General features: G+C 69.5%; 10 protein-coding genes. 5 read left to right on the forward strand and 5 right to left on the reverse strand.

What is annotated here, in order from left to right:
* The first annotated feature begins 11 nt into the window (after positions 1 to 11).
* Positions 12 to 1,505, forward strand: coding sequence for a glucose-6-phosphate dehydrogenase (gene zwf / locus ABH935_RS21015; protein ID WP_370379611.1), 1,494 nt, complete (start codon positions 12 to 14; stop codon positions 1,503 to 1,505).
* 61 nt (positions 1,506 to 1,566) lie between these two features.
* On the opposite strand, the gene ABH935_RS21020 is transcribed toward zwf, so the two are convergent.
* Positions 1,567 to 3,087 carry a sugar porter family MFS transporter gene (locus ABH935_RS21020; protein ID WP_370379612.1) on the reverse strand — a complete coding sequence of 507 codons (1,521 nt, stop codon included), beginning with the start codon at positions 3,085 to 3,087 and terminating at the stop codon, positions 1,567 to 1,569.
* Positions 3,088 to 3,217: 130 nt separating this feature from the next.
* Positions 3,218 to 4,084 (reverse strand): helix-turn-helix domain-containing protein, encoded by an 867-nt coding sequence (locus tag ABH935_RS21025; protein ID WP_370379613.1) that lies wholly within the window; start codon positions 4,082 to 4,084, stop codon positions 3,218 to 3,220.
* A gap of 67 nt (positions 4,085 to 4,151) precedes the next feature.
* Here ABH935_RS21025 and ABH935_RS21030 point away from each other — a divergent pair, with 67 nt between their 5' ends.
* Together ABH935_RS21030 and ABH935_RS21035 are read left to right on the forward strand one after the other, a co-directional pair.
* Positions 4,152 to 5,168, forward strand: a complete 1,017-nt coding sequence (locus tag ABH935_RS21030) for an NAD(P)-dependent alcohol dehydrogenase (RefSeq protein ID WP_370379614.1) — start codon at positions 4,152 to 4,154, stop codon at positions 5,166 to 5,168.
* A 117-nt stretch (positions 5,169 to 5,285) separates the two neighbouring features.
* On the forward strand, positions 5,286 to 6,260 hold the full coding sequence (locus tag ABH935_RS21035; RefSeq protein WP_370379615.1) for an RNA polymerase sigma-70 factor: 975 nt from the start codon (positions 5,286 to 5,288) through the stop codon (positions 6,258 to 6,260).
* 37 nt (positions 6,261 to 6,297) lie between these two features.
* On the opposite strand, the gene ABH935_RS21040 is transcribed toward ABH935_RS21035, so the two are convergent.
* Entirely contained in the window at positions 6,298 to 7,293 is a 996-nt protein-coding gene (locus ABH935_RS21040; protein ID WP_370379616.1) for an RNA ligase family protein, read from the reverse strand.
* Between the two features lie 561 nt (positions 7,294 to 7,854).
* Between ABH935_RS21040 and ABH935_RS21045 the strand changes: the two genes are divergently transcribed.
* A complete protein-coding gene (locus ABH935_RS21045; RefSeq protein WP_370379617.1) occupies positions 7,855 to 9,876 on the forward strand; it encodes a protease pro-enzyme activation domain-containing protein in 2,022 nt (673 codons plus the stop codon).
* Between the two features lie 111 nt (positions 9,877 to 9,987).
* Here ABH935_RS21045 and ABH935_RS21050 read toward each other — a convergent pair whose 3' ends face one another.
* Both ABH935_RS21050 and ABH935_RS21055 read right to left on the reverse strand, forming a co-directional pair.
* Complete coding sequence (locus tag ABH935_RS21050) at positions 9,988 to 11,202, reverse strand: RNA polymerase sigma factor (RefSeq protein ID WP_370379618.1); 1,215 nt, start codon at positions 11,200 to 11,202, stop codon at positions 9,988 to 9,990.
* The gene (locus ABH935_RS21055; RefSeq protein WP_194908830.1) at positions 11,199 to 11,570 is read right to left on the reverse strand and encodes a YciI family protein; all 372 of its coding nucleotides are present in this window, start codon (positions 11,568 to 11,570) and stop codon (positions 11,199 to 11,201) included. Before ABH935_RS21055 ends, ABH935_RS21050 begins: the two co-directional genes overlap by 4 nt.
* Before the next feature lie 71 nt (positions 11,571 to 11,641).
* On the opposite strand from ABH935_RS21055, the gene ABH935_RS21060 reads away from it, so the two are divergent.
* Positions 11,642 to 12,238, forward strand: a complete 597-nt coding sequence (locus ABH935_RS21060; RefSeq protein WP_370379619.1) for a hypothetical protein — start codon at positions 11,642 to 11,644, stop codon at positions 12,236 to 12,238.
* Positions 12,239 to 12,246 lie beyond the last annotated feature (8 nt).

A 12,246-nucleotide genomic window follows, 5' to 3' on the forward strand; every position in this document is an offset into this window, starting at 1 on the left:
GGAGCCCGCTCATGCCGTTGTCCGCCAGCGTGACCTCGACCCACAACCACGATCTGGAGGGCGCCGACGTCCTGGTCCTCTACGGCATCACCGGCGACCTGGCCAAGAAGATGCTGCTGCCGGCGCTGTACCGGCTCACCGAGCGCGGCATGCTCAAGGTACCGGTGGTCGGCGTGGCTTACTCGGACTTCGACGACGAGGCGCTGCGCGCGCACGCGCGCCAGTCGGTGCTCGACGCGGGCTACACCATCGACGAGAAGGTGTTCAAGAAGCTCGCCGCCGGCCTGAGCATCGTCACCGGCGACTTCACCGACCCGGCTATCTACGCGAAGGTCGGAAAGGCGATCGCCGGAAAGGGTTTCGCCGCGCACTACCTGGCCATCCCGCCCTCGCTGTTCGACAAGGTCGCCGCCGGGCTGGCCGGGGCCGGGCTGAACAAGAACGCGCGGCTGATCGTGGAGAAGCCGTTCGGCCACGACCTCGCCTCGGCCCGCGAGCTGGAGGCCGTGCTGGAGCAGTACTTCGACCGCGACCACCTGCTGCGCGTCGACCACTTCCTGGGGGACGAGTCGGTCGAGGGCCTGGGCACCTTCCGCTTCGCCAACACCCTGCTGGCCCCGGTGTGGGACCGGTCGTACATCGACAACGTGCAGATCACCCTCGCGGAGGACTTCGACGTCGCCGACCGCGGCTCGTTCTACGACGCCGTCGGCTGCCTGCGCGACGTGGTCCAGAACCACCTGTTCCAGGTCATGACGCTGCTGGCGATGGACGCGCCGACGGTCGGCGACGCGCAGGCGCAGTCCCTGGAGAAGTGGCGCTTGCTGCACTCGGTGCGCACCATCGACCCGGCGGACGTCGTGCGCGGGCAGTACGAGGGGTACCTCGACGTGAAGGGCGTGAAGAAGGGCTCGCACACCGAGACCTACATCGCGCTGCGGCTGTGGATCGACAACTGGCGCTGGGCCGGCGTCCCGTTCTACATCCGCAGCGGCAAGGCGCTGGCGGTGACCGCGACCGAGGTCTGCGTGCAGCTGCGGCGGCCGCCGTCCGAGCTGTTCCGGGGACTGGCCGCCGACGTCCCGCCGAACCTGATCCGGATCCGCCTGGAGCCCGGCGCCGGGATCGCCTTCGAGCTGATGGCCCGCCGGGGCGAGCGCGGCCAGCTGCCGGTGGCGTTCCCGATGGGCATCGACTTCGAGAAGGTGCTGGGCGGCCAGGCCAAGCCCTACGAGAACATCCTCTTCGCGGCGATCGTCGGCGACTCCAGCGGCTTCGCGTTCTTCCCCGCCATCGAGGAGAGCTGGCGCATCGTCGGCGACATCCTGGACGCGCCGAAGCCGACCGTCTACAAGTCCGGCAGCTGGGGACCGGAGGCGGCGGCGAAGCTGCCCGGCGCGGACGGCTGGCACGATCCGGCCGGGGAACTGCTCGAAGAACCGCAGATCGAGGACGGGACGCCTGCGGCGAAGGGCGCGACCAAGAACGCGACCAAGAAGAAGTAGCGGGCCGGCTACTGGTCGGCGGCAGACCAACCATTCTGCCGCCGGCGCAGGAGGCTGCGGTTCACCGCCGATCCTGACGGCGATCAGCGGGATCGACCGCCGAGCCGGCGTCCGTGCGCCCGGCGTCGTACGAGGCCGCGGAGGTCCGCGCCTCCGGCACCGGCTGCTTGCCGAACCGCCTGAACAGCGCGTTCTGGACCTCGTTCGTGTCGCGGTTCTTCGTCTCCGGCACGTAGCGGCCGACGAACATCAGCCCGACGACGCACACCCCGGCGAAGATCAGGAACGTCTGGCCCTGGCCGATCCCGTTGGCCACGGTCAGGAAGGACTGGCTGACGATGAAGTTCGACAGCCAGTTCACCGTGGTCGCCGCGCTGGAGCCGTCGGCCTTGGCCCGGGTCGGGAAGATCTCGCCGACCAGGACCCAGAACACCGGGCCCAGGCCGCCGGCGAAGGCCGCGATGTAGGCGACCATGAACAGCAGCGTCAGGTTGGAGTTCCAGCTCCAGATGAAGCTGAAGCCCAGCAGCGCCACGAAGCCGGCCATCCCGGCCAGGGAGAGCAGCAGCAGCTGGCGCCGGCCCAGGCGGTCGATGGTGTTGATGGCGACGATCGTCATCACGAAGTTGATGATGCCGATGTAGACCGAGTAGATGATCGAGTTGCTGGCGCTGCGGCCGGTCTGCTCGATGATCGTCGGGGCGTAGTAGATGATCGTGTTGATGCCGCCGAACTGCTGCAGCGCGGCCATCGTCAGCCCGACGACCATCGCCGGCCGCACCGCCGGGGTGAGCAGGATCCGCCAACCCTTCTCGTGCGCGCCGCGCGCCGCCTCCAGCCGCGCGGCCTGCTCGGTGCGCTGCCGGTAGACCTCGATGATCTCGTCCGCCTGCTCGCCCACGGTCACCTTCAGCAGGCCCTGCCGCAGCTGCTCGATCCGGCCCCGGCCGAACAGCCAGGTCGGCGACTCCGGCACCACGAACCACACGCCCAGGCTCAGGACCAGCGCCGGGATCGCGCCGAAGGCGAACATCGCGCGCCAGTTCCCGCTGCTGGAGAACGCCAGGTCGATCAGGTACGAGCAGAGGATGCCGACGGTGATCAGCAGCTGGTTCAGCGACAGGATGCGGCCGCGGATGTTCGCCGGGGAGATCTCGCCGAGATAGACCGGGACCTGCGCCGAGGCGCCGCCGACGGCCAGGCCGAGGATGAACCGCGCGGCCAGCAGCGTCCCGTAGTTCTGCGACACGACGGCGATCAGCGTGCCCAGGCCGAACACCAGACCGAAGATCGTCACCGCCTTCTTGCGGCCCAGCGAGTCCGAGATCCGCCCGGCCACCAGCGCGCCGATCATCGCGCCGATCAGCAGGACGCTGACCACGCTGCTCTTCTCGGAGTTCGACAGGTGGAAGTCCTTGGCGATGTACAGCAGCGCGCCGGACACCACGCCGGTGTCGAAGCCGAACAGGAAGCCGCCGACCGCGATGATGATCGCCCAGCCCCAGACCCGCCGCTCACCCGCCTTGGGCAGGGTGATCGTGATCGGCCCGGTGGTGCCGGGTTCCCGGGAGAAGCCTTGCATCGGTCGCTCGCATTCTCACGTGCCAGGTCGGGGCGGCGGTCGCTTCTGTCATCGTGGTCGTGCCCGGCTCCGACGGCACGCGTGGTGACCCGAACGGTGAGCGTCCGTACTGGTGTGCGCCTCGGCTCGCTCAGAGGCCTGCGAGCAGCCGTGGCTCGCCCCGTTCGGCGGCGAGCCGGTCCCGCTCCGCCAGGATCTCGGCGCTCTCGGCGTCCGCGGGCAGGAACGATTCGAGCACTGACTCCGCGACTGTGACGTCGACGGCCGTGGCGAACGCGGTCAGCGCCGTCATCAGCCGCAGCTCGCCCTCGCGCACGGTCAGTCGCATGGGTACGGCGAAGCCGAGGTACGTCTGGTCCACCGGGGCGTCCGGCACATACCCGGCCAGCTCCTCCACGAGCGCGTCCAAGCCCTGTCCAGGACTCTGCATAGCCAGCAGCCGCAGGTTGTCGATCACGTGACGTCCCCACTGCGCGAGGTTGTGGATCCGCGGCGCGACGCCGTCGGGGTGCAGCATGATGCGCAGGAGGTTGATCGGCGGGGCGAGCAGCTCCGGAGAGCAGCCTTCCAAGAACACCGAGAACGCCCGGTTGGCCGCGATCACGCGCCCCGGCCGCCGCAGCACCAGCGCCGGATACGGCAGGTGCCCCTCGATGACCCGCTCCAACGCCTCGCGCACTGGAGCCATCGCCGGCGCGTCGTAGCTGGTCTCCTCGTACGCCGGGGCATAACCGGCCGAGAACAGCAGGGCGTTGCGTTCCCGCAGCGTGAGCCGCAGCGACTCGGCCAGCCGCAGCACTATCGGCCGCCCCGGATGCGAACGCCCCTGCTCCATGAAGCTCAGGTGGCGCTGCGTGGTGCCGGCGCGGTTGGCCAGCTCCAGCTGGCTCACGCGGCGCAGCGTTCGCCAACGCCGCAGCTCGGCGCCGAACGCCGGCGAGGACAGCGCCGATGAGATCTGGGAGATCGCGGTGCTCACAAAGGAAGTCTTCGGCATCGCACCGCCGCCGGTCCATTCCTCGGAGGGAATTGGATCACCGCACGCGCCGCCGCACGCTGAAGCCATGCGTACCCACCGTTTGCCCGGCCCCGGCTCGCTCGACGACATCGTCGCCGGCACCGAAGACATGCCGACCCCAGGCCCGACCCAACTCCTGATCAAGGCCAAGGCCGCCTCGATCAACCGCCGCGACCTGCTCATCACGACCGGCCGATATCCGCTGCCGGCGCGCCCCGACGTGATCCCGCTCAGCGACGGCGCCGGTGAGGTCGTGGGTATCGGGGACGCCGTCCGCCGCTTCTCCGTCGGCGACCGCGTGACTGCCTCGTACTGGCCGCGCTGGATCAGCGGTCCGCTGCGCGCGGAAGTCATCGACCAGCTCGGCTGTACCTCCGACGGCTGGCTGGCCGAGTACGTGCTGATCGACGAGGCCGCGGCGGTTTGCATCCCCGACCACCTGAGCTATGCCGAAGCCGCCGCGCTGCCCTGCGCGGGCGTGACGGCGTGGAACGCGCTCACCCGGCCCGGAACGCTGACCGCCGGACAGACGGTGCTGGTCCTGGGAACAGGCGACGTCTCGGTGTTCACCGCGCAACTCGCCAAGGTGATGGGCTGCCGCGTCATCGCCACCACCTCCAGCGCGGCGAAGGCGGAGCGGCTGCGCGAGATCGGGGTGGACGAGGTGGTCGACTACGCCGCGACGCCGGAGTGGTCCAAGGAGGTCCGCGCGCTGACCGGAGGCGCGGGCGTCGACCTGGTCGTGGAGACGCAGGGCCCGGCCACTTTCGGCCAGTCGCTGCGCGCGGCCTCCGCCTACGCGAAGATCTGCCTGCTCTGGGTGGTGTCCGAGAAGCCGGAGGCGATCACCATCACCGAGGACGACCTCAGCGGATCGCTGGCCACCATCTGGCGGGAGTTCGTCGGCAACCGCTCGGACCTCGAAGCGCTGTGCCGGGCGGTCGCGGCGCACCGGATCCGCCCGATCGTGGACCGGGTGTTCGGCTTCGACGAGGCGATCGCCGCGTACCGGTCGTACCGCGACGAGGGCAGCTTCGGGAAGGTCGTCATCGAGGTCGGCTGAGGCTGGTTGAGATCGGCTGATGTCACAAGCGGCCGGGCTGTCTCGTCTTGGTCGATGACGAGCCGGCACGATGATCACGGCGGTCGTGGGATCACGGCGATCGAGGAAGGGGCGGTCATGACGCGCGACGAGGAGTTCGAGGACCTGCGCCCGCTGCTGTTCTCCATCGCGTACCGCATCCTGGGGAGCGTGGTCGAGGCCGAGGACGCCGTGCAGGACACCTGGCTGCGGTGGCAGGGCACCACGACGGAGCCGGTGTCCGCGAAGGCTTTCCTGTCGGCGGTGGTCACGCGGATCTCGATCGACGTCCTGCGCTCGGCCCGGGTGCGGCGCGAGGAGTACGTCGGGCCGTGGATGCCCGAGCCGCTGCTGTCGGACCCGTATGAGGACCCCGAACGCGCGGCGGAGTTGGCCGACTCGCTGTCGACGGCCGCACTGCTTCTCCTGGAGCGCCTGTCTCCTTTGGAGCGCGCGGTTTTCGTGCTCCGCGAGGTGTTCGGCTTCGGCTTCCCCGAGGTGGCGTCGGCGGTCGGGCGCTCGGAGACGGCCTGCCGACAGCTCGCGGTTCGTGCGCGGCGGCACATGAATGACGGCCGGCCTCGGTTCGAGGCCGACCGCCGCGAACGCGAGGAACTGGCTGAGCGCTTCTTCGACGCCTTCTGCGTAGGGGATGTCGCCGGGCTGCGCGAGCTGTTGGCGGCCGATGTATCGCTGGTCGGCGACAGCGGCGGCAAGGCCCCGCTGGTCGCGCAGGAGGCGTACGGCATCGAGGCGGTGGCGGGGCTGATGGCGCTGGTGGCGGAGCGGTTCGAGCGGATCGGCGTGCGGCTGGAGCCGCATGCTCTCAACGGTCAGCCCGGCGCCATCTTCCACGCGCCGGATGGGAAGGTGCTCAGTGTGATGACGCTCGACGTGCTCGATGGACGGATTCAGGCCATCCGCGCTGTGGTGAATCCCGACAAACTCGGCCACGTGGGGCCGGTTGCGGATATCTGGGCACTGAGTCGCGCGGCTGTAGCGGCTATAGAGGACGAGGCAGCGGCGAAGGCAGAGGCAGAGGTAGAGGTAGCAGAGGGAGAGGCGGGGGAGTAGGGAGAACCGGGCTACCCTGACATCTCGGGGCGGCCCGTCAGCGCCTCGTGGCACGCTCCCGATCGGCCGCGTCGAAGGCCGCCAACGTTCGGGCGCCTGCCATCAACGCGTCGGCAAGCCCTTCCATCTGTGCTGAATCCAGCCCGCCGAGCTCTTCCGAGATTTCCTCCGCAGCGTCCTCCGCGATCTCTGCCGCTACGATCTCCGGCGCGCTACCGGGCCCCAACTTGCTCACCGCGGCTGCGGCGCGCGTCGGTGTGAGCAATGCCGAAGCCTGGACGACGAGCCACGCCGGGACCCCCGCCGCGCCTTCCGGCGGCGCGATATAGGGCCGAGCGCCAGCGAAACGGTCGTCTTCCGCGAATGCCTTCTGCTTCACCTTCAGCATCGGGCGTTCGGCGCCTTCCTCCCACTCGACGGCCGGCTTCAGTACGTAGCCTTCGGCGAGGTTGTCCTCTACCTCCGGCAAGCCGAACAACGCCGGCACCCGGCTCGGAAACGCCACCGGCAAGTCCTGCAACTGCTTCAGCGCACCACGTGCCAACACCGGTACGCTCAGCAGCCCCGCCTCCGAGGCGGCAGCGCGGACCTCCCGCTCCGCGACCCACCAGCGGCGCTCGCCGGGTTCTCCGGGATCGCCGATCGTCACCTGCGCGTCGAACAGCAGCCAGAACAGGCCCGGCGCGTACCAGACCCCGGTCTGCACCGGCTGCGCGCCGTCGACCTCGGCGACATCAGGATGCGGATAACGGCCGCCGGCCAGTTCCCCGTACAGCGTCACGACCGTGTCCTCGGCCAGACCGGCACCGGCGCGCAGCAACGCCGCGCATCGCGCGGCCGCCACCGCCACCGTCGGCCAGATCCGGCTCACCCCGAAGAACGCGTCGAGCTCGTCCTCGCCGAGCAACTCCCGCCGCTTCGCGGGCCGCACCCCCGAGGCGTCGCAGAGGAGCGCGAAGTGCGCACCGTGCACCTTCTCGGTCGCGACCCACTCGCGCGCGGCGGGGGTGTCGCCTTTGCCTTTCGACGCCATCTTCGGATACGGCCGCAGCGCCCGAGGCTGCGGAACACTTCCAGACATTGGCGGATCATCGCTCATCCGGGTTCGGGGGACAACCGGAAAATGGGCGCTCCTGCCTGTGTCGGGATCGGGTGCGATACCGCTTGGGGGCGGCGGGCTGCCGGGCGCGGTTGATTTGTGTTTTTATGGGCGATTTTCATGGCTTCGCCAGTCGGTGTCCAAGGCCGCGCACCACCCTGCGAAGCCGTCAAGCCCTACGTGCCACCGAAAAATCCCTTTGTGCGGCCGCATCGCGCCTGAGCGCGTCGTTTACACGCCCTTGTAAAGGATCTCATCGTTTCACCACCCTTTGGCCCGGTTCCCGGAGTACAGCCCCGGCAACCCAGGGTGACGGAATCGTAAAATCCTGATCAACTCGCCGCCGGCCGATCAAACTCATGTGCTTCTTACCCTTGTGTTTCTCGGCGGCCCGTCTATAGAAATGAGCGACGCGGGCTCGTATCCCACTGCCCACGATGCGTTTTTCGGGTTTTGGGAACATTCATCCCTCTTTTCGGGAAGGGAACACCCACTATGACCAATGCCGTACCACGGCACCGCCGACGAATAGCCACGGCCACGACCATGACGGCCGTCGCGGCGTTCGTGACCGCCGGCGTGGCGCTGGCCGCGCCGTCGAACGCCGACTCCGGCTCGGCGACGCTCGCAGGCAGCACCCCGGCCTACGCGACCGCCTCGGCCGACCTCGGACAGACCGGTACCGCCGCGCCGCTGAGCGTGCGGGTGTACCTCTCGGGTCAGGACGCGGCCGGGCTTGAGGCCTACGCCCGCGCCGTGAGCGACCCGTCCAGCTCCAGCTACAAGCACTTCCTGAGCGCCGCTCAGGTGCAGAGCCGCTTCGGCGCCTCGCAGAAGCAGATCGACGCGGTCACCGCGTGGCTGAAGAAGTCGGGCCTGAACGTCACCGGGACGAACACCCACTGGATCGACGTCACCGGCACCGTCGCCGCCGCGCAGAAGGCGTTCGGCACGCAGCTGCACAACTTCGCCACCTCGCAGGGCACGCTGCGCGCGCCGCAGAGCGACGTGAAGGTCCCGTCGGAGCTGGCCGGCGTGATCCTGGGCGTGGCCGGTCTGTCGCAGACCACCGCGCACGCGGTCACCAACCACACGAAGGACCCGCAGACCACCACGAAGAAGGGCGGGATCTCCAACAACGACCCGTCCTGCTCGGACTACTACGGCCAGAAGAAGGCGCCGTCCTCGGCTCCGGCCGTCCCGGCCGGGTACACCACGCCGGCCACGCTGGCGCAGTGCTCGGTGGTCCCCTCCGAGCTCCGCCAGGCCTACGGCGTCTCCAGCACCGGCCTGACCGGCAAGGGCGCCACGATCGCGATCGTGAACTGGTACGGCTCGCCGACGATGGAGGCCGACGCCAACCAGTACTCGATCAACCACGGCGACAAGCCGTTCGCGCCCGGGCAGTACTCCGAGGTGAACGACCCGTCGCAGTACACGAACCAGGCCCTGTGCGGCTTCGGCGACTACGGAGAGGAGTCGCTGGACGTCGACATGGCCCACGGCCTCGCGCCGGACGCCAAGGTCATCACCGTCGCCGCGAACTCCTGCTTCGACAGCGACCTGATCGCGTCCGAGGCGAAGATCGTCGACAACCACCTGGCCGACATCGTGTCGAACAGCTGGGGCGAGCTGCAGTACACCACCGGCGGCGACATCGACCCGGCGGTGACGAAGGCGTTCGACCAGATCTTCATGCAGGGCGCGGCCGAGGGCATCGCCTTCGACTTCTCCTCCGGCGACTGCATGAACAACGACGCCTACTCCATCTCCCAGGGCCTGAACTGCGACCCGACCTCGTCGCGCGCGCAGATCGAGTGGCCGACCGGCTCCTCGTGGGTCACCTCGGTCGGCGGCACCGCCCTGGCGCTGAACAAGCAGGGCGGCTACGGCTTCGAGGCCCCGATGGGCGACACCCGCAGCGGGCGCACCGCTCCGGGCGCGGCCTCGTGGGCCCCGGGCGCGCAGACCTTCGGCGGTGGCGGCGGCGTCAGCGAGACCGAGTCGCAGCCCTGGTACCAGAGCTGGACGGTCCCGAACAAGCTGTCCACCACCCTGATGAGCGGCGCCAAGGCCACCCAGCCGATGCGCACCATCCCGGACATCTCGCTGAACGGCGACCTGTACTTCAGCAGCACCCTGGTGGGCCAGACCACCAACGGCGTCTACGGTGAGGCCGGCTTCGGCGGCACCTCGGTCTCCGCGCCCTCCTGGGCGGGCTTCCTGGCCGACGCGCAGCAGGCGCAGTGGGGCGTGCCGGTCGGCTTCGCCAACCCGGCGATCTACGCCCGCTCGTGGCTGGCCAACGACGTGGTCCAGACCCCGAAGCAGATCGCGACCTCGCCGACGCACTCGGTGGTGTTCCAGTACCCGGCCAGCAGCCCCGCCGCCGGCCAGTACCGCCTGATCCAGTACGGCCTGGACGAGGGCCTGCCGGCCGCGCGCGGCTACGACGAGGCGACGGGCGTCGGCTCGCCGAACGCCTGGTTCCTGCGCTCGTTCGGCTTCGGCTTCTGAGCACCTGAATCGGTGACGGAGTCCGCGCTGTCGTGAGCGGACCGGCCGCTTCGTCCTTCGGGGCGGGGCGGCCGGTTTGTTTTTCGGCTCATGGCGGATTGGGTTCGGAACCTACGCCCGCAGCTTCCTAGCCCGCGCATCCAAATACCGCTGCTCAGCAATACTCGCCGTAGCCTTCGCCGCACGCCGATAGTTCTCGTACGCGCCGTCCGTGTCCCCGGCCATCTCCAGCAGGTGTGCCCGCACCGACAGCAGCCGGTGGTGCTTGGCCATCCGCTCGTCGGTGTCCAGTGTCGCCAGGACCGCCAGCCCGGCCTCCGGTCCCTCGATCTCGGCGAGTGCGACCGCGCGGTTCAGCGTGACCATCGGGTTCGGTGCGATCCGTTCCAGAACCAGGTACAGCGTGTGGATCTGCCGCCAGTCGGTGTCCGCGGGGTCGGTGGCCACCGCGTGGGTGGCGGCTATGGCCGCCTGCAACTGGTACGGCCCCAACTCGATGCCGCTCAGCGAGTTCTTCGCCAGCTCCAGCCCTTCGGCGATCAGCTCGGCGTCCCACTTGGTCCGATCCTGCTCGTTCAGCGGGACCAGGTCGCCGCTCGCTGTCGTGCGCGCCTCGCGCCGGGAGTGGGTCAGCAGCATCAGCGCCAGCAGGCCGGTCACCTCGGCGTCGTCGGGCAGCTGCGCGTGGACCATCCTGGTCAGGCGGATCGCCTCGGTCGCGAGGTCGACGCGGTCCAGGTCCGCGCCGGACGACGCGGTGTAGCCCTCGTTGAAGATCAGGTAGAGGACGTGCAGGACGACCTGCAGCCGCTCTTCGCGCTCCGGCCCCTCCGGGAGCTCGAATCTGCTCCCGGCCGCCTTGACGCGCTGCTTGGCGCGGCTGATGCGGGCCGCCAGCGTGGCCTCCGGGACCAGGAACGCGCGGGCGATCTCGGCGGTCGTCAGGCCGCCGACGGCGCGTAGCGTCAGCGCGGTCTGGGAGGCCGCGGTCAGCGTCGGGTGGCAGCACAGGAAGAGCAGGACCAGGGTGTCGTCGGTGTCCGGAATCTCGTCCGGGACCACCTCGGAAGCCCAGACCTGCTCTTCCCTTTCGCGGCGTGCGGAGTCGCTGCGGACCTGGTCGATGAGCCGGCGGGAGGCGACGGTGGTCAGCCAGCCGCGCGGGTTGTCCGGCAGGCCGTCGGCCGGCCACTGGACCGCGGCGGCCAGGACGGCCTCCTGCACCGCGTCCTCGCAGCCCTCGAACCGGCCGTAGCGGCGGACCAGGGCGCCGAGGACCTGCGGGGCCAGTTCGCGGAGCAGGTCCTCGATCGCCGGTGCTGTCATGCCTCCAATTGTCCATCGGAGAACATGACCTGGCGCACTTCCACCCCGAGTCCGTCGATCGAGGCGTCCGGGATCTGCGTGGCCAGCTCGACGGCCCGCGCCTTGTCCTCGACGTCGATCAGGTAGAAGCCGCCCAGGTACTCCTTGGCCTCCAGGAACGGGCCGTCGGTGACCACCGGCTGGCTGTTGCGGACCCGCACCACGGCCGCCTGCGACGGATCGACCAGCGCCTGGGTCAGGATCAGCTCCCCGGAGTCCTTCAGGGACTGCATGAACCGGCCGTGGCCCTCGCCGATCCCGGCCTTCTCCTCGTCGGTCAGCGCGTCCAGCACGGCGGGGTTGATGTGCAGGCTGATCAGGAACTTCATCTCAATACTCCTCGTGTCCGGGACGCCCGGCGGCGCCCTTCTACCCGGTTGTCGGAGCCGCCGCCGCGTCCTTGACATCCTCCGCCGAAATTTTTTCGCGAGGCGGTTCTCGCCGAGACAGGCCGAGAGAAGCCGAGCGAAGGAGCCACGGAGACCGCTCCCGCGGCCGTGCCATAGCGATCTGGGCCACCTGCCAGTTCACCGGCGGCGCGATCGGCCCGGTGTTGGCCGGGTTCCTCCTCCAGCACTCCTGGTGGGGTTCGGTGTTCCTGGCGGCGGTGCCCGCGATGGTGCTGCTGGTGGGGGCCGGCCGGTTCGTGCTGCCGGAGTTCCGCGGCTCGCAGGCCGGCCGGCTGGGCCCGGCGAGCGTCGCGCTGTCGCTGATCGCGGTGCTGCTGATGGTCTACGGGATCAAGCAGCTGACCGTGGCGCACGCCGTGGCCGGTCGCCGCCGTGATCTTCGCGGCCCTGTCGGTGTTGGTGTTCGTGATGCGACCGGCCGAGCCGCAGCCGCAGCCGCTGGAACCGGCCGCCGCCAGCACCGAACCGCCTCCCACCAGCGCCGGATCAGCCGTCCCAGAGCCGGTGGCGGCCTGGCATTGAGATCCCTCCGTATGGGTGACTTTTCAAGGTTCCTTTCACAAAGCTCTGACCTGCGGAGACAGTGAGTCAGGGC

The organism is Catenulispora sp. GAS73, assembly GCF_041262085.1.
Classification (GTDB): domain Bacteria; phylum Actinomycetota; class Actinomycetes; order Streptomycetales; family Catenulisporaceae; genus Catenulispora.